At 62.3% G+C, this 18068-nt stretch carries 17 protein-coding genes; 9 read left to right on the top strand and 8 right to left on the bottom strand.

The annotated features are described in order from the left end of the window. Complete coding sequence (hmgA, locus tag ASE80_RS10895) at positions 1-1284, bottom strand: homogentisate 1,2-dioxygenase (protein ID WP_056858917.1); 1284 nt, start codon at positions 1282-1284, stop codon at positions 1-3. Between the two features lie 120 nt (positions 1285-1404). Between hmgA and ASE80_RS10900 the strand changes: the two genes are divergently transcribed. Further along, on the top strand, positions 1405-2184 hold the full coding sequence (locus ASE80_RS10900) for an IclR family transcriptional regulator (protein ID WP_056858918.1): 780 nt from the start codon (positions 1405-1407) through the stop codon (positions 2182-2184). A gap of 1 nt (position 2185) precedes the next feature. Here the strand turns inward: ASE80_RS10900 and dacB are convergent, their stop codons facing one another. The 7 genes from dacB to ASE80_RS10935 form a co-directional block, all read right to left on the bottom strand. Further along, positions 2186-3643, bottom strand: coding sequence for a D-alanyl-D-alanine carboxypeptidase/D-alanyl-D-alanine endopeptidase (dacB, locus tag ASE80_RS10905; RefSeq protein ID WP_056858919.1), 1458 nt, complete (start codon positions 3641-3643; stop codon positions 2186-2188). Positions 3644-3919: 276 nt separating this feature from the next. After that, entirely contained in the window at positions 3920-6334 is a 2415-nt protein-coding gene (locus tag ASE80_RS10910; protein ID WP_056858920.1) for a TonB-dependent siderophore receptor, read from the bottom strand. A gap of 109 nt (positions 6335-6443) precedes the next feature. Beyond that, positions 6444-7379, bottom strand: a complete 936-nt coding sequence (locus tag ASE80_RS10915) for a glutathione S-transferase family protein (protein ID WP_056858921.1) — start codon at positions 7377-7379, stop codon at positions 6444-6446. A 75-nt stretch (positions 7380-7454) separates the two neighbouring features. Then, entirely contained in the window at positions 7455-7730 is a 276-nt protein-coding gene (locus tag ASE80_RS10920) for a GIY-YIG nuclease family protein (protein ID WP_025855645.1), read from the bottom strand. Between the two features lie 36 nt (positions 7731-7766). Further along, positions 7767-8237, bottom strand: a complete 471-nt coding sequence (locus ASE80_RS10925; protein WP_056858922.1) for a nuclear transport factor 2 family protein — start codon at positions 8235-8237, stop codon at positions 7767-7769. A 90-nt stretch (positions 8238-8327) separates the two neighbouring features. Further along, positions 8328-8963 carry a response regulator transcription factor gene (locus tag ASE80_RS10930; protein ID WP_056858923.1) on the bottom strand — a complete coding sequence of 212 codons (636 nt, stop codon included), beginning with the start codon at positions 8961-8963 and terminating at the stop codon, positions 8328-8330. 199 nt (positions 8964-9162) lie between these two features. Beyond that, on the bottom strand, positions 9163-9981 hold the full coding sequence (locus tag ASE80_RS10935; RefSeq protein WP_056858924.1) for a response regulator: 819 nt from the start codon (positions 9979-9981) through the stop codon (positions 9163-9165). A gap of 393 nt (positions 9982-10374) precedes the next feature. On the opposite strand from ASE80_RS10935, the gene ASE80_RS10940 reads away from it, so the two are divergent. From ASE80_RS10940 to ASE80_RS10975, 8 genes are all read left to right on the top strand, one after another. Next, positions 10375-10998: a DUF1120 domain-containing protein gene (locus tag ASE80_RS10940; RefSeq protein WP_056858925.1), complete on the top strand. Its 624-nt coding sequence runs from the start codon at positions 10375-10377 to the stop codon at positions 10996-10998. A 15-nt stretch (positions 10999-11013) separates the two neighbouring features. Then, the gene (locus ASE80_RS10945; RefSeq protein WP_056859197.1) at positions 11014-11631 is read left to right on the top strand and encodes a DUF1120 domain-containing protein; all 618 of its coding nucleotides are present in this window, start codon (positions 11014-11016) and stop codon (positions 11629-11631) included. Between the two features lie 42 nt (positions 11632-11673). Beyond that, positions 11674-12288: a DUF1120 domain-containing protein gene (locus ASE80_RS10950; protein WP_056858926.1), complete on the top strand. Its 615-nt coding sequence runs from the start codon at positions 11674-11676 to the stop codon at positions 12286-12288. A 12-nt stretch (positions 12289-12300) separates the two neighbouring features. Continuing rightward, positions 12301-12918 carry a DUF1120 domain-containing protein gene (locus ASE80_RS10955; protein WP_056858927.1) on the top strand — a complete coding sequence of 206 codons (618 nt, stop codon included), beginning with the start codon at positions 12301-12303 and terminating at the stop codon, positions 12916-12918. 3 nt (positions 12919-12921) lie between these two features. Beyond that, positions 12922-13596 (top strand): DUF1120 domain-containing protein, encoded by a 675-nt coding sequence (locus ASE80_RS10960; protein ID WP_056858928.1) that lies wholly within the window; start codon positions 12922-12924, stop codon positions 13594-13596. Positions 13597-13629: 33 nt separating this feature from the next. Further along, positions 13630-14334, top strand: a complete 705-nt coding sequence (locus tag ASE80_RS10965; RefSeq protein WP_056858929.1) for a fimbria/pilus chaperone family protein — start codon at positions 13630-13632, stop codon at positions 14332-14334. A gap of 118 nt (positions 14335-14452) precedes the next feature. Beyond that, the gene (locus tag ASE80_RS10970; protein WP_177336514.1) at positions 14453-16906 is read left to right on the top strand and encodes a fimbria/pilus outer membrane usher protein; all 2454 of its coding nucleotides are present in this window, start codon (positions 14453-14455) and stop codon (positions 16904-16906) included. 11 nt (positions 16907-16917) lie between these two features. Continuing rightward, positions 16918-18057 (top strand): DUF1120 domain-containing protein, encoded by a 1140-nt coding sequence (locus ASE80_RS10975; protein ID WP_056859198.1) that lies wholly within the window; start codon positions 16918-16920, stop codon positions 18055-18057. The last annotated feature ends 11 nt before the right edge of the window (positions 18058-18068 follow it).

Here is an 18068-nt window from a genome sequence, read left to right on the forward strand (position 1 = left end):
TTATCTCCGGTTCGGGTTGAAGGTGGCGGGCAGCGAGGCCCAGCACGCGTCGTAGGAAGGTTGCAGTTGCGGGCACTCAAGGGCGAACTGTGTGGGGCGCAGCACTTGGCTGGTCTCGAACATGAAGGCCATGGTGTTATCGATCTTGTGCGGCGCCAGGTCCACGTTGATGGCTTTGGTGCAGGTCTCGCCGTCCGGGCCGTGGGCGCTCATGCAGCTGTGCAGTGACGCGCCGCCCGGCAGGAAACCCTCGGCCTTGGCGTCATAGGCGCCCTGGATCAGGCCCATGTATTCGTTCATCAGGTTGCGGTGGAACCACGGCGGGCGGAAGGTGTTTTCGGCCACCATCCAGCGCGGCGGGAAGATCACGAAGTCGAGGTTGGCCAGGCCGTGCACGCTGGTGGGCGAGGTCAATACGGTGAAAATCGACGGGTCCGGGTGATCGAAACTCACCGTGCCGAGGGTGTTGAAGCGGCGCAGGTCGTATTTGTACGGCACGTTATTGCCGTGCCAGGCGACCACGTTCAGCGGCGAGTGGTCCAGCTCGCAGGCCCACAGTTCGCCGAGGAATTTCTGCACCAGCGTGGTCGGCTTTTGGCTGTCTTCGTAGTGAGCGACCGGTGTGAGGAAATCACGCGGGTTAGCCAGGCCGTTGCTGCCGATTGGCCCCAGGTCCGGCAGGCGCAGTGGCGCGCCGTGGTTTTCCGCAACGTAGCCGCGTGCCTGGGCATCCAGCAGTTCGATGCGAAATTTCAGGCCGCGGGGCAGCACCACGATTTCCAGCGGCTCGACGTCCAGCACACCCAACTCGGTGGCGATACGCAGGCGGCCCTGCTCGGGGACGATCAACAGTTCGCCATCGGCGTTGAAGAACACCCGTTCCATCGAACGGTTGGCGCGGTAGTTGTAGACGCTGATGCCGGAGGGTTTTTCCGACCCGGAGTTGGCGACCATGCCGACCAGGCCGTCGACAAAGTCGGTCGGCTCACTCGGAATATCCAGCGGGTTCCAGCGCAAGCGATTCGGCGTGACCGCGCCCAACGGCCCACCGGCCAATTGCCGTTCCAGCTTGATAAACGCCGGGTGGTTGGCCGACGGCTGAATGCGGTACAGCCAGGTGCGGCGGGCTTCGCTGCGCACCATGGTAAAGGCCGTGCCGGAGAACAGCTCGGTGTACAGGCCGTAGGGCGCTTTTTGCGGGGAGTTCTGGCCGACCGGCAATGCGCCAGGCAACGCTTCGCTGGCGAACTCATTGCCGAAACCCGATTGGTACTCGAGGTTCATGGACCGTCCTCTGTGCGGAAGTTGTTTTTATCGTAATCCAGTTACGCATAACGTAATTTGATCATAATTCAACGTCAAGCTATAAAGACGCCCGTTCATCTCTCGGATTCTTGCCCTTCCATGGAAAAGCCCCGCGACACCGGTAAACAGAAAGTCCGCTCGGCCGAAGTGGGCACCGATATCCTCAAGGCGCTGGCCGAACTGTCCCCCGCCACCTCGCTGTCGCGTCTGGCCGAACATGTGCAGATGCCGGCGAGCAAGGTCCACCGCTATTTGCAGGCGCTGATCGCTTCGGGGTTTGCCGAGCAGAACACCGCCACCAACCATTACGGCCTGGGCCGCGAGGCGTTGCGCGTGGGCTTGGCGGCACTGGGCAGCATGGACGTGTTGAAAGTCGGCGCGATGCCCCTGGCAGAACTGCGCGATGAGTTGAACGAAACCTGCTTTCTGGCGGTGTGGGGCAACCAGGGCGCGACCGTGGTGCAGATCGAACCGGCGGTGCGTGCCGTCACCGTGGTGACGCAGTTGGGCTCGGTGCTGCCGTTGCTCAGCTCGTCCACCGGGCTAGTGTTCAGCGCTTACCTGCCCTCTCGGGAAACCGTGGAATTGCGCGAACGCGAGATTCAGGCCGGGACTGCCCATGCCCTGGCGGACGACGAGGCTTACGCCAGCGCCTGTGAACAGATCCGCAGCCGGGGCCTGCACTTTGTGCATGGTTTGCTGATGCCCGGCGTCGATGCGTTGTCGGCGCCGGTGTTCAATGCGGTCGGGCACGTGGCGGCGGTGATGACCGTGGTCGGCCCCACCTCACTGTTCCATGCCGATGAAGATGGCCCGGCGGCGCAGCGCTTGCTGGCGGCGACCCGGGCCGTGAGTTGGCGCATGGGCTATCAGCCCTGAATCACTCGTCCCAGCGTGACAGGGCCAACGCCACGCGGTTTTCCACGGCTTTGACCTGCGCGCCGCCCACCACGTAATTATTGCTCAGCATCGAGAACACCAGCTTGCGCCCTTTGGTATCGGTGATGTAACCGCTCAAGGAAGACACGCCGCCCATGGAGCCGGTCTTGGCATGCAGGTTGTTCTCGGCCGGTGTGCCGCGCAGGCGATACCGCAGGCTGCCGCCGGTCATGCGATCGGTGTTACCGGCAATCGGCAACGCGTTGTACCAGGCGTTGAACCACGGCTGTTTGCTCGCGGCCAGCAGCAGGTCGGTGAGGTTCTGTGACGACACCAGGTTACGCCGCGACAGCCCCGAACCATCGACCTGGCTCAGCGTCGCCGTGTCCAGCCCCTGGCGCTTGAGAAACCCGGCCACCGCCACCGCGCCCGCTGCCGCTGTGCCGCTGTTGGCCGTCTGGCGGCCCATCGCCTTGAGCAAGGCTTCGGACATGTTGTTGTTCGAAAGTTTGAGCAGCGGCGTAATCAATTCCTGCAACGGCGCCGATTTATGCTCGGCCAGTACCGTCACCGCCGCCGGGCTTGCGCCGCCCATCACTCGACGGCCAAGCACCGTGATGCCTTGCTGCGCCAGCGCTTGCTCGAACAGGTTGGCCACCAGTTGCGTTGGCTCCCAGACACTCACCAGTTGCTCGCTCTGTCGCCCCGGCGCCACGGCGCCACTGAGTTGCAGCAGGTTGGTGCCATGGCGACGGTTGATCCCATAGGTGTTGCCCGGCCCGCTGACAGCGCGGTTGCTCAGTTGCAGGTAATTGGTCGGCGGGAAGATATCGACACTCACAGCCTGCCCGGCCCGCGCTGGCGCCTTGGCGGTGACCAGCACGCTGCCGGCATCAAAATCGGTATTGGGCGACACGGTCAACGCCGAAATCTGCGCGCCGTAGTAGGTGGTTTCGTCGTCGTGGGACCAGTCGACACCCAGCCGCTCAGCGTCAAACCAGGTGTCATCAAACACCAGGTCGCCCTGCACCTGACGCACGCCCTGGCTGGCCAACTGCGCCGCCAATGCCTGGTAATCGGCGAACTGCATGGTCGGGTCACCCAGGCCGCGCAGGTACAGGTTGCCGGTCAGACGGTCGCCCTGGCGAATGCCGTTGCTCAACAGTTGCGTGGCGAAACGGTACTGCGGCCCGAGCACATCCATGGCCGCGGCCGTGGTCAACAGTTTGAGGTTGGAAGCCGGCACCAGCCGCGTGCGCGGGTTGTGCTGATACAGAGTGGCGCCACTGTTGGCGTCCCGCACCATCAGCGAGACCGAAGCACCCTGCAGCGCCGGGTCGGCCAGCAATTGGTCGAGGCTCTGGCCAGTAGCCGTCTTCGAAGGCGTGGCGCAACCACTCAGTAACAAACTCAAGCCCACCAGCATCGCGCTGGCGTGTATCCATCGACCCAACTGCATCAGTACCGTTTTCCCGCAAAGTATTCAGTGGCGGCAACGCTACCAGCTCAATGCCGTTGTGGCGAGCGTGGCTGTGGTGGGATCGGGGCTGTTGTGGGAGCTGGGCTGTTGTGGCGAGCGGGCTTGCCCCGCGTTGGGCTGCGTAGCGGCCCCTAGTAAGCCCACCGCATTTTTTCAGGCTTTACGCTGTGCCAGGTTTTGGGGCCGCTACGCAGCCCAACGCGGGGCAAGCCCGCTCGCCACAACAAGCTCCCTCGCCACAGGAGGTCGCTTGCCTTAGAACTGCAGGGTGCTGGAAACCGACACCTGCCGCGCATCGCCGATGGACACAAACTGCGTGTTCACCGACGAGGTGTAGTAGGTGCGATCAAACAGGTTCTTCACGTTGAGCTGGAACTTGACCTTCTGCCCGTCGATTTTGGTGTCGTAGCTGGCAAACGCATCGGCCACGGTGTAGCTCGGCAGATCGAAGCTGTTGGCTGCGTCCCCGGCCCGTTCGCCCACGTAACGTGCGCCGGCGCCCACACGCAGCTGGTCACCACCCAAGAGGCTGCCGAAGTCATACACGGCCGACAACGACGCGGTGTTTTTCGCCACGTTTTGCAGGCGATTGCCTTTGAGCGTCGGGTCTTCGGTCACCTCGGCATCGGTGTAGGCGTAGCTGCCGATCAGGCTCCAGTTGTCGGTCAACTGGCCGCTGGCGTCCAGCTCAAGGCCACGGGAACGTACCTTGCCCGCCACGCTGTAGACAGCGGCCAAACCGTCGCCGACCTGCACCAGCACGTTGCGTTTTTCGATATTGAACAGCGCCGCGCTCGCGGTGATGCGCCCCGGTATGTCGAGCTTGGTGCCCAGCTCCCAGGCCTTGGACTGCTCCGGTTCCAGGCTGCCGTCCAGCACGCTTTTGTTGGCTAACGGCGCGATGGTGGAGTTGGGTTTGAACGACTCGGTGTAGCTGCCGTAGAACGACAGTTGATCGGTGTAGCGATACACCAGACCGGCACGCGGCACCCACTTCTGGCCGTTGCCATCGGTGTTGGCGGTGAACGGCACGCCCTTGCCGGCGTATTGATCGTACATCTGGTAGCGCGCACCGCCGACCAGAATCCACTGGTCATTGAGGTGGATGGCGTCCTGGAAGAACAGCGAATCGCTGCGCAGCAGGTCGGTCTGGTTACTGTCCGGCGCGCTGACTTTGGTGCCTGCGACTTCGTTGCCATACACCGGATCGTTATAGTTGAAGACACCGCGCGGCGCCTGGCGAATCAGGTCGGCACGGTAGATCTTGCGGTACTCGTCATCCAGGCCGAACACCAGGTCGTGCTGCATGCCGCCGACATTGACCTTGCCTTCCAGGCTGGTGGTGGCGAAGCGGTCGGTGGTCAGCGCGCCTTGGGTACCGTCCATGCTGCGGGTCAGGGTGCCGTTGGGGTTGACCTTGACCACGCGCACCTGGCTGGCGTCGTAGGTTTCGCGGTTCCAGCTGTAGCCGAAGTGCGCCTTCCAGTCGTCGTTCAAGTCATGGTCGACTTCCAGGCGATACAGGTCGGAACGGCCTTGCATATTGTTGAACGGTTCATCCAGGCGACGGGTCGCGGGGATGTTCAACGGGTGGTTGGTCTTGGGGTCGATGGCGGTGCCACGGTCGAACGGCGAGAGAAATTCGCGGTGCTCATAGGCGAACACTACTTTGGTAGTGTCGCCGTACCAGGCCAGGGACGGCGCCACCAGCGTTTCGCGGTGGGTGCCGTAATTGCGCCAGTAATCTTCGTCTTCGTGGTCGACGATCAGGCGATAGGCCAGGCCGCTGTCACCAATGGGGCCGGTGGTGTCGAGGTTGCCGCCGCTGCCGTTCTTGCCGTCACCGAAGGTCGAGCCGCGCGCGGTCAACGAGGTGGACTGCACCAGCTCGGGCTTTTTGCTGACGATATTGACCACGCCGCCCGGGTCCTGGATGCCATACAGCAAAGACGACGGGCCTTTGAGCACTTCGACGCGCTCGGCGGTGGCGTTCAGCGCGCGGCCCTGCACCACGGGCATACCATCCTTCATGATCGAGCCGTTACGGTTGTCACCAAAACCGCGCAGCATCACCGCGTCCTGGGTGCTGCCGAGGGTGTTGGCCTGGGTGATGCCACTGATATTGCCCAGGGCGTCATCCAGGTTGCGCGGCTGTTGGTCACGCAGCACTTGGGCCGGCACGACGTTGACGGTTTGCGGGGTTTCCAGCAGCAGGCCGTGGGAGCGCATCACCGAGCTGGTGGGCGGCGGCTGGTAGCTGGTGGTGTCCTGGGCTTGGCTCGCACCGCTGATGGTGGTGGCGCCCAGGTTGACTGCGCCGTCGGTGGGCACAGGCTCAAGCGCCAGAGTACGGGCGTCGATCTGGCGAAAGGTAAAGCCTGAGTTGTCGAGCAGCCGTTGCAGGGCCTGGGTGGCACTCATCTGCCCGCTGACCGCCGGGGCATTGAGACCATAGGGCGCTTCGTCGGTGTAGATCACGCTGATGCCGGTTACCCGGCTGAAATCACTCAGCGCCTGGGGCAGCGGTTTGGCTGCCAGGGCAAAGTTGAACCGGGCACTTTGTTGCTCCTGCGCCTGCGCAATCGCCAGGGGCAGCAACGCCAGCCCTGATACTGCCAATACCGAGGCTCCCAGCCACTGTTTTACCCAACCGCCCGCCGTCGACTTCATGCTGTGAGAACCCGTGTAGAAAACGCTGTTAATGCGAATAGCTCGCAGTTTCAAACACTACACGGATGGGCGGGCGATTTACCTCACCTTTGTTTGCAAATATTTTTATTTATTGCGCCTGAATGCGGAAACCCATGCGCGGGAAGTGCACGTGCACAGTGCCGGCGCGTTCGTCGGTACGGCGCAGGATCAGCTCTTCACGGCCAGCGAACAGCAGCTCACCGGCAACGGGATCAACCCCGTAATCAATGGCCGCAATCGTTACCGACTGACCCGCCTTGAAACCATTCAAGTCCTCGAACTCGTCATCCGGCAATGCCGCAGGCGTGGCATTACGGGCGATCGCCAATGCTTGCTCCGCCGTCATTTGACTCGCACTGCCGTGACCAAAACCCAGTACGCGCGCCAGCCAAGCCAAGATGGCTGGATAAGCATCCACCAATGGAGCCGTCACGGGAGTGGCTTTGAGGAACCACATCGGGTGGGCCAAGGCAAAGTCGGCAATCGACGGTTCACCGAACAGAAAGTCTCCCGGCGCGTGCTGCAGCTGGAACTCCAGACGCGCCATGATCGCCGGCCATTGGTGCTTGGCCAGCTCGGCCGGGAGCTTGCTGGCCGTGCCGCCACTGAACAATGCGGCACGGTCAGCGATAAACGCCTTGATCGCTTCCGGCGGTAATTTGCCAAAGCGCACCGCCACTGACTCCGGCTGGAATACCAGGCTGACGGCATGGGCGAACACCACGCTGTCGGCCCAGGCGGCGAACGTCTGCGTGATCATTTCCTGGCCCAGCGGGAACAGCGCCGGCGAGGACGTTTCCTGCTCAAGGCGACGGGCGATCAGGGCAGTGTCGCAATAGATATCGGCGCCGACTTGCAGTACCGGGGTTTTCCGGTAGCCGCCGGTCAAAGCTGTCAAGTCGGGTTTGGGCATGACGGGTGATATGTGTACGGAGTGCCAGGACAACCCCTTGAAACCCAGCAGCAGCCTAGCTTTTTCTGCAAAGGGTGAGGTCGGGTAATGGTGCAGGATCAACTCAGACATGCCAGGCTCCGCTCGATAGGTGAGCCGCCAGCTTAGCCTGCAAAGCCCTGCGTGGGGACGATGAGAACCTATCAATCAAATCAATGAGCCACTGGCCGCCAGGCATTCCTTGGCGCTCTTCTTCAATTTCTTGATCAGCCGTTCCTGGCGCAGCGCCTCGCCCTTGGAGGCGCACTGCTCGGTGTACACCAGCGCCACGGCCGGGCTGGACAGAAAAAACCGTGCGCCCTTGCCGCTCTGGTGGGAGGCAAAGCGGCGCACCGGGTCATTGCTGATGCCGCAATACAGCGAGCCATTGGCGGCACGTACCAGGTAGACAAACCAGGGTTTGGGTTCAGGAAGATCAGTCACAGTTCATTTCGGCCAACCAGAGGAGCATCCAGCTTATCAACGACCGGCCTGAAATGCCTTCAAGCCTTTAAGCGCCTGGGCGCGCACGGCGTTTTTCAGCGCCGGCGACCAACCCAGCAGCAAGCCCTTCAAACCCAGGGCCTGGCGCGACCAGCGCCACAGGTCGAAGTGGTCGTGATGCTCACAGATCTTGCCATCACGAAACACAAAGCGTGCGCCAATGTCGTTGACCACCGTATTGCCCGTGGCGCTGAACAGGTAGGTCGCCACCCAGTGCGCACTGCCGGTGCTGTCATCGCTGCGCACATGGTCGAAGGTCAGGGAGAAGTCCTTGGCCCGCGTGGTGAGCATGCGCCACATGTCCCCGGCGTCGCGCCCGCGCAACTCGCCAAAGGCCGGGTCGCTGAACACCACGTCAGCGGTGTAGCAGGCGGCCATGGCTTCGGCGTCCAGGCGCTGGAAGGCACTGTAGAACTCGGTGATCAGGGCGTTATGGGCATCACTCATGGGCAGGCTCCGCAGGCGTCGAAAGAATAGGCGCACGATAAGCTGCCCACGCTGCGCTGGCTACTGACATTCGCCACGCAAATGATCAGCCTACGGCACCATTCCAACACTGCGAGCATAGGCGAACAGGTCAACATCGGTGGAAATACTCAGCCGTTGCATGGCCGTGCTTTTCTGCTTGCTGATCGTGGAAATACTGCGATTGACCTGTGCCGCGATCTCGCTGACGGTCATGCCGCTGGCCAGCATACGCACCACCTCGCGCTCCTTGCCGGATAATTGCGGCTCCTGGGACTGATCGCCCGTGCCCGCCTCGACCATTTGCACCCGCAGCGACTCACTGGCGAAGGTCTGGCCGGCACACACAGCCTTGATCGCCAGGGGCAGTTCCTTGGCGGAAGCACTTTTGGCCACCACCGCCTTGGCCCCATGGGCGAAGGAAGCACGCAAGGTGGCGACGCTGGCGAACATGGTCACCAAAATCACCGGCAACTGCGGATACTGGCGGTGCAACAGGCTCAACAAGCCGTAGCCATCGGCCTGCTGGCCGCCCGGCATGGCAAAGTCCGTGACGATCACATCGCACGGCGTGGTACTTAACAGGCAGAGCAGTTGATCGGGGCCATCGGCCTCAGCGACCACTTTGCATCGGCCGTGCGCCTCAATCACGACTTTCTGCCCGATACGAACAATGGGGTGATCGTCAGCAATAATTACTCGAAGCATAAATTCCCACGAATGATGGCAACTTGAATCCGCGCAAAATACCCCCGCAGGCGCTCATCAACAACCGCTAACAAACAGCCGCTGGCAGTCGCCCCCAATGTTCACTAGTTCACATTTTTTTGCCTACAGAACAACAGGAAAAAACCTACAACCAAAACTAGATCGTCGGATTGCAAACGCCTGAAGCAAATACCGTTCTTCACACCTCGGTCAGGTACTCGAGATACACCAGCAACCGGGCCAGGAACAATTCCAATTGCACCTTGTGCGCCGCAACGCCCTGGGACCGGACCTGCTCGATCAGCTTCACGGCACACGACTCAAGGCCGGTCCCGCCCAAAAACACCAGGCTGCCGACCAAACGATGCAGGCGCTCAGCAGTCAGTGGCGCGTTCAACGTCGAGCAGGCATGGCGCAATACACGATGGTCTTCCCACGCTTCCAGCAACAGGGTTTCCAACAACTGATCGACGATATCCCCACTGCCAAAGGTGGCGACCAGCGTGGCCCGGGTTGGCCAGCCGGCGCGCGGCGCAACAGTCTCCTGGGCGACGGCGCAGTCATCCACGCCCGGTAACCAACGCGCCAGCACTGCGTGCAATTGTTCCAGTGTCAGTGGCTTGATCAACCAGGCATCCATGCCGGCATCGCGGCAACGTTTGGGGCTGTCGTTTTGCAGGTTGGCGGTCAAGGCAATGATAGGCACGCGTCTCATCCCCGTGTCGCACTCATGTTGGCGAATGGCGCGGGCCATGCTGTAGCCGTCCATAAAGGGCATCTGGCAATCGCTGATCACCAGATCGAAGGGGCGACTGGTATAGGCCACCAGCCCGAGGTAGCCGTCGGCGGCCACCTCGTGTCCCAGCCCCAGTTTTTGCAATAACCCACCCAGCAACAGGCGATAGGCAGAATGGTCATCCACCACCAGCACGCGCAGGCGCCGCCAATGAAACGGAGGTGTGCCTGGCGGCTTCAGCAGGCGGCTCGCTCTTGTGGTTGAACCTACCAGCGAACCCATCGGTACCTCTATCGCGACTATTGATACGGCAGCAATCCGCAGCACTGGTGCAATAGCCCGTGAGGCCTGTCATGCAGCAATCGTCGACGCATTCTTTTGAATGCTATCGGCCGCAAACAAATAACCTTTCGAGTTAATTGAAGCCCATACAACTACTACGAAAATCCCCCCTGAATCATTGCCTTGGCGCCGCCCGGCCAATGTCGTATTAGTTGTATTTCCCCTGCGCATCCCCCTCGCTAAATTGTGCTCACCCCAAAGAGGGTCGGCTTGCCACTCCCCGGCAACAGCCAATAAACATCGAGACCGCTGCTTGGCCAACCACCCGCTCATACCGGGTCGGGCGTAGCCCTGCACGCGCCTCTATCTGCCAGTTTGCAATGGAACATTAAAATGAAGACCCCTGTATCCCTGTTGAGCAGTGCCCTGCTGCTCGTCATGACTTCCTCGGTATTGGCCGCCAGCAGCGTCGACCTGACCGTCAAAGGGTTGATCACCCCCAGCGCCTGCACACCCAGCCTGCCGGGCGATGTCGACTTCGGGAAAATCGCCTCGAAAGATCTGAATGTCGACACCCGAACCTGGCTTGAGCGCCAGACCTTGCAACTGAGCGTGAACTGCGATGCCGCGACCCTGTTTGCCATTCACCCCGTCGACAATCGCGCAGGTTCTGCCGCTTATGGCTTCGCCTTTGGCCTGGGTTTGATCAACGACACCCAGAAACTCGGCGCCTTCAGCTTGGCGTTCAGCAACCCCGTCGCCGAAACGGCCTCCACGCTGTTGGCGATGTACAACTCGGAGGGCCAGTGGACCGAGCTTTATGACGACGAGGCTATAGCGCCAAACGATTTGGTAGCACTGGGCAGCCGTGGTGACTCCGGTTGGGCACCGCACCCGATCAAGGACGCAATCATGGACGTCACTGTCGTTGCCTCGATCGAGCCTGCCAAAAACCTGACATTGACCAGCGAAGTGGCAATCGACGGTTCCGCGACCTTCGAAGTCAGGTACCTGTAAATGGACACTTTTCACATGAAGACCAGCCTGTCCCTGCTAAGCGGCGCCCTGTTACTCGCCATGACTTCATCCGCGTTTGCAGCCAGCAGCGTCGACCTGACCGTCAAAGGGTTGATCACCCCCAGCGCCTGCACACCCAGCATGCCGGGCGATATCGACTACGGAAAAATCGCTGCCAAAGACCTGAACCCCGACAGCCACACCTGGCTTGAACGCAGAACCCTGAAGCTGAGTGTGAACTGCGAGGCGGCAACGCTGTTTGCAATCAACCCCATCGATAACCGGGCTGGCACTTCAACGTTTGCCGTATTCGGCCTGGGCTTGATAAACGGCTCAGAGAAACTCGGCGGGTATGAGGTGTCGTTCAGCAACCCCGTCGCCGACCTTCCCTCGACCTTACTGACCCAGTTCGAAGGCCGTGCATGGACTGTGCTCGATCCGGAAGACTCCGTACTACCCAACCAGTTGGTCGCCCTGGGAAGCCGTGGCGACAACAGTTGGGCCCCGCACCCGCTTCAGGATGCAATCGTGGACATCTCGGTGCGTGCGGGCATCGCGCCTGCAAACACCCTGACGTTGACCAACGAAGTGGCGCTGGATGGCTCTGCGACCCTGGAAGTCATGTACCTGTAACGCCCCTTAACCCGCCCCCATGCCCGAGGAGACCCACTGACCATGAAGGTTTTTGCCACCCCCTTTATCGGCGCCTTGCTGCTCTGCCCGACAGCGTTCGCCGCCAGTAATACCGAGTTGCTTGTCCAAGGCATTATCACGCCCAGCGCCTGCGCGCCGGTGGTCTCCGGCGGCGGCAACGTCGACTTCGGCAAGGTCTCGGTCAAGGACCTCAATGCCGACACCTACACCGATCTGCCACGGGAAATTCTGCTGTTGAGCGTGCGCTGCGACGGGCCGACGTTCTTCACCCTCAACACCATCGACAACCGCGCAGGCACCACCGCCAACCACTTCAGCTGGCATGGCCTGGGCATGACGCCCAACGATGAAAAAGTCGGTGATGCCGGGCTTGGCCTCTACGCGCCGGTAGCCGACGGCGTGCCGGTGCGCACCATCACTTCCAGGGATGGCGGCGTGACCTGGATGCCCTCGGTAATGCTCAGCCACACCCTGCTGACAGCCGTTGCCAACAACGATGGCGTGATGCCGATTGCGATCCAGGAACTGGACGCCGAGATCCGCCTGATCACCCACATTGCACCCGCAAACGGCCTGACGCTGACCGACGAAGTGCCTATCGATGGCCACGCCACCGTACAAGTCAATTACCTTTAAGGAGCCGCACCGATGAAAGTACGATTGGCCACTCTGGCCGCCAGTGTATTGCTGCTTAACTCGGCGAACACGTTCGCCGCTTCCAGCGTCGACCTGACGGTAAAGGGCCTGATTGTGCCCAGCGCCTGCACGCCCAGCCTGTCCGGTGGAGGCGTGATCGACCATGGCAAAATTTCCGCCAAAGACCTGAACTCAGACCGTAATACCGTGATTGGCAACAATTCGCTGAGCATGGCAGTCAATTGCGACGCCCCTATCCTGTTTGCCTTGCACTCGATCGATAACCGCGCGGGTTCGGGTCTCGCCACGGACTACGGCCTGGGTTTTATCAACGACACCCAAAAACTGGGCCGGTATACGATCACCCTGCGCAACCCGGTCACGGGTGACGGCACAGTGGTGCAAACCATTGGCTCGTATGACCTGGAAACCTGGTACCAGGAAAGGTTCTGGGACCCAGGCATGTACATGTCCGTCGCCGCAATGGATGACGACACCCAACCCGTCCCCGTCCAGGACTTGAGCGTTGATCTGGAGGTGCAGACCATCATCAATCGCGCCGATGGCCTGGACTTGAGCAACGAAGTGAACATCGACGGCTCCGCCACCCTTGAAGTGAAGTACCTCTAACCCATGGCCGCCCATCCCTTGAACACAGTCGGGCATGGGCTGCGCCTACCTGTGCTGGTACTCAACAGGTTTGCCTGTTGCCTCGCCGCCCTGCTGTGCCTGGCCGATGCCCACGCGGCGTCGACTGTCGACCTCACGGTGACCGGCCGGGTCACCCCGGACGCCTGCCTTATCGAGTTGACCAATGACGGCACCGTCGATCACGGCAAGATTCCTTCCCACAGCCTCAACGCCGACGAGTTCACCGTGCTGCCTGTCCAGGTGCTCGACCTGCGCGTGCAGTGCGCCAGGCCGATGCTGTTTGCGCTGGTGGGCATCGATAATCGCGCCGACTCCTCGTCGGCCCCCGATTACTTCTACGGGCTGGGCAGGAACATCCACGTCCCCGAGGAGCGTCTGGGTTCGGTGGCGTTGGCCTATCGCAACGCCGTGGGCGATGCGCAGCCCATGCAGGTATTGGCTTCCAGCGACAACGGCGAAACCTGGTCACAGGAGCCCAACGCCTACCCACGTGTGTTTATGGCCTTTGCGCCAGTCGGGGACCGCCAACCGGACTTCATCGGCCAGTTAACCGTTCAGGTTCAAGTCAGCACCGCCATCAATTTTTCGCAGTACCTGACCCTGGACCAGGAAGTCCCGCTCGACGGCGCGATTGTCCTGGACCTGCGCTATCTCTGAACGATCCTCTTTTGGCCTAATGGAAACCCCGTCATGACGACGATAGTCTCAAACACCGCTGTGGGCCTTGTCGCCCTGCTGCTGATCCTTGGCAATCAAGTCAAAGCCGATGGCATGGTGCCGGATACTTCGGTGGTCATCGTGCATGAAGCCGATGGCGAAGCGGCGGTGTCAGTGACCAACACTGACAGCCAACTCGCGCTGCTGCATGTCACCTTGCAGGACATTCCTGAAGACACCGAGCCATTGCTGGTGGTGACGCCGCCGCTGTCGCGGGTCGAGGCGTCCAAATCCCAGCTGGTGCGTTTCATCCTGCAGAACCAGCAACCGCTACTCACCCAACGGCTTAAACGCGCAGTGTTCGAAGGCATGCCCCAAGGCCGTGCGGCCACCGCCGCCGGGCATGCCCGGGTGGGCGTGACCGTGCGCCAGAACCTGCCGGTGATCGTGCATCCCAAGGGCCTGGCGCCCAACCGCACGCCGTGGACCGACCTGACCTGGACCCTGCGCGACGGCCAATTGCAGGTGCGTAATGACACGCCGTATGTGGTGCGCCTGGCGCAGGAACTGCTGCTGTTGCCGGGTAACCGCAAGGCGATGCTGCCACGCACCTATGTGCTGCCGGGTGAGGCATTGAGTATGCCGGCCGGCAATGACCAGGCCACCACGGTCAGGCTGCAGCCGGCCACGGTGTATGGGTTTGCGGTCAAGGCCTACGACGCACCGATCACCCTCTGACTAAAAACCACAGGCGCCGTATACAGACCGCCGCCTGATAACGAAGTGACGGCTCATTGACCGTCACCGGAACGCCTGGGAGCACCGGGCCTGTGCGTTCACTATTCGAGTACCTTGCGTGAAAACAGTATTGAGCTACCGTGACGGCGAAGCCGTGTCTGACACCCCCGCCAACCCGGCCTTGTCGCTGGTGTTGTTGCTCTGTGCACTCGTGCCTGCCAAGGCCTGGGCCGAAGGCGCCAGCCCGTCCGGCTTCGACGCCCAAACCTTGCATCAGCGCGGCATCGACCCGCAATTGGCCAGCCTGTTGCTGGCGGCACCGCGCTTCGCCGCCGGGCGGCACACCGTCAACCTGCGGGTCAACGGCCAGCGGCGTGGCCGACAAGACCTGACCTTCGACCCACAAGGCAACCTGTGCTTCGACCGTGCGTTACTGGACGCCGCCAACCTGGTCGCCCCCAGTGACACGGTGGGCTGTGAGGATTTCCTCGCGCAGTACCCGCAAGCCCTGGTGGAGCCGGACCCGGCAACACTGACGGTGTCGCTGGTGGTGCCCACCGAAGCCCTGCGCCCTGTGCAGCAGGATATTTCGGGCTACGAGACCGGCGGTTTTGCCGGGCTGCTCAACTACGACCTCAGCGGTTTTTACAACCGCTTCGGCGATGACGCCAGCCGCTTTGGCTCAGCCAATACCGAAGTCGGGTTCAACGCCGGCGACTGGATCGTGCGCAGTCGCCAGGTACAGACCTGGCAGGATGGGCTGTCGCGCAGCACTCACCTGGAAGCCTACGCGCAACGCACCTTCGCCAGCCACCAGGCGGTGCTGCAAGCCGGGCAGATCAACCTCTATAACCCGGTACTGTCCGGTGCGCAGATCACCGGCGTGCAGGTGCTCACCGAACATGCGCTGCAAGAACAGGGCGAAGGCGCGTTGATTCAAGGCATCGCCAACAGCCCGGCACAGGTGGAAGTGCGCCAGAACGGCGCGCTGATTCATTCCACCGTGGTGCCCGCCGGGCCCTTTACCCTGAACGATGTACGCCGCTTGAACACGCGCTCGGACGTCGAAGTCACGGTCAAGGAAAGTGTCGGTGGCGAACGGCGTTTCACAGTGCCCGCGGCGATGCTCGGCCTTGGATTACCGGCGCCGGGCTATTCCGTGGCGGCGGGCCGGGTGCGCAATGTGGGTGACGCCAAGGGCGATGATCCGTGGGTGGTGAGCGCCGGCTGGACCGGCGCCCTGCACCCGCAATTGACCCTGGGCACAGGCGTGCTGGCGGCCAGCGAATACCGCTCGGCGGGCGCCAGCCTGGGTTGGTTGCCGTGGCTGGACAGCCAGATCCAGCTGTCGACTCAGCTGTCCAATTCCCAGGCGTGGGAAAAGGTCTCGGGCGTGCAGACCGACCTGTCATGGTCCCAGCGCCTGGGCGAACAGTGGTCGATCAGCGCCGCCAACTCCTGGCGCAGCGTCGGCTATCGCGAACTGGAAGAAAGCACCTACGAACGCGACGACAGCCCTGGGCGCAACAGCGAGCGTCGCAACTCACGTTATCGCGACCAGCAAAGCCTCAACCTGGGCTGGTCACACCCGCTGTTGGGCGCGTTCAGCGCCGGGGTTTCGCGCTCGGCCAATTTCGCTGGCGACAGCAGCAGTCGCGCCTTGGCGTCCTGGGGCACGAGCATCGGCGCGGTATCGTTGTCGGCCAGTGCCGAGTGGCAAATGGGCGGCAGCCAGCAACAGGACAATGCAGTCTATTTGAACGTCAGCGTGCCGCTGGGCGAAAGCCGAAGAATGCGCAGTTGGGTGCGTAACTCCGGCGGTGAAAACCGCACCGGCCTGGGCGTTACCGAGCAGATCGACGATCAACTCAGCTATCGCGTCAGCGCCGAACACGACAGCAGCGATCATCAGGTGGAAACCACTCTGGGCGTCTCGGCATTGCCGCGCTATAGCCAGCTCGATTTCAGCTACAGCCGCTCCGATGCCGAGCGTTCCAGTTACCAAGGTGGCGCGCGCGGCGGTGTGGTGCTGCACAGCGACGGCATGACCTTTTCCCCCTACCCGGTGCGCGACACCTTCGCCCTGGTGTCGGTCGGCGACATGAGCGGCATCAAGCTCAGCACGCCCAGCGGCCCGGTGTGGACCGACTGGCAAGGCCAGGCCGTGGTGCCGCAAGTCGCCGCTTATGGCCGCAGCCCGGTGGAAGTGCAGACCCGTTCGCTGCCGCGCAATGCCGATATCAACAACGGCCTGGCAATGATCTCGGCCGGGCGCGGCGCCGTGGACCGCGTGGAGTTCGGCGTCGGTCTCACCCGCCGCATGCTGCTTACCGTCAGCAACGACCAGGGTGCGCCGCTGCCGGCAGGCGCCTCCGTCAGCACGGCCAGTGGTGAGTTCGTCACCTTGGTACAGGACGGCAGCCAGGTGTTTCTACCCAATGTACTGGAGCAGCCAACGCTATGGATCACCACGCCGCAAGGCGGGCGTTGCGAGCTGCGCTACGAACTGCCGGCAAAGGCCGATCCGTCGGTGTACTTCGAAACTGCTCCCGCACGTTGCAACGTGCCTTGAGGATGTCCGCCATGCCCGTCACACCTTACTTGTGTCAACTGTGCCTGTGGCTGCTGCTCGGCGTCGCCGGTACTGCCCAGGCCCTGGAAGAATGCCAACTGAACGTCAGCGAAGCGCTGGTGGATTTCGGCCGGATGAGCCGTCTGGCGCAGAACGACAGCGCGCCGCAACGCCTGCTCGGCGAGCGGCGCCTGAGCGTGACCGTCAACTGCCCGCAAGCCGAAGACCTCAGCCTGTTCTACCGCGCCCTGGCCGCCAACCCGCAGCGCCTGCAATTTACCGAGCACGGCAGTTACGCCATCGAAGCCGGCAACGCCCTGCTCGACGGCCGTGCCGTAGAACTGGGTTTGCTGCCGGCCGCCGGCCAGGCGCCCGTCGCTGTTGGCAACGTGCTGGAGTGGCGTCCCGGCCATGGCATCGCGCCGGTCGAGCGCGGCGCGGTACTCACCGGCAACACGCTGTCGCTGCAACTGACCTTACGTGCCTGGGCCGACCTCGCCGCCACACAAGTGCGCGATGCCACCACCTGGGAAACCACCGCAGTGGTGTACGGCGCACAGCACGGGCGCTACCGCGAACTGACACTGCGTGCGCACTTTGCGCCGATCGCCTGCCTGCCCTCGCTGTCGGACCACGGCGTGGTGGACTACGGCACCCTGTATGCCAAGGACTTGAGTGCCACCAACGAATCGCCGCTGCCCACCCGCACCCTGCGCTTGAATGTGACCTGCGACGCGCCGATCCCCTTCGCCCTGCGCATGAAAGACAACCGCGACGGTTCGGCCACCGGCGGCACCGATGAAACCGCCTATGGCCTGGACCTGGACGCCAGTGGCAACAAGATCGGACGTTTTTACCTGACCATCGACCCGGCGGAGTTCAGCGCCGATACCTTTCCCACGCTGTACCGCACCGACTCCACCAGCAATGGCGTGGCGTGGAGCAGTTCCACCGCACGCCAAATCCCCATGGCCGCCAACAGCATCCTCGGTTTTACCGACAAGACCGGTGTCACCACCGGCCCGGTCGCCATCCAGACCCTGACCGGCACCCTGCGCATCAAGACTTACCTGGCGCCCATGCAAAGCCTGGATCTGCGCGAGGTAGTGCAAATCAACGGTTCCGGCACCCTTGAAATCATCTACCCCTAACCCGTCACTGC

This window comes from Pseudomonas sp. Leaf15 (assembly GCF_001421425.1).
GTDB classification, from domain to species: Bacteria; Pseudomonadota; Gammaproteobacteria; order Pseudomonadales; family Pseudomonadaceae; genus Aquipseudomonas; species Aquipseudomonas salomonii.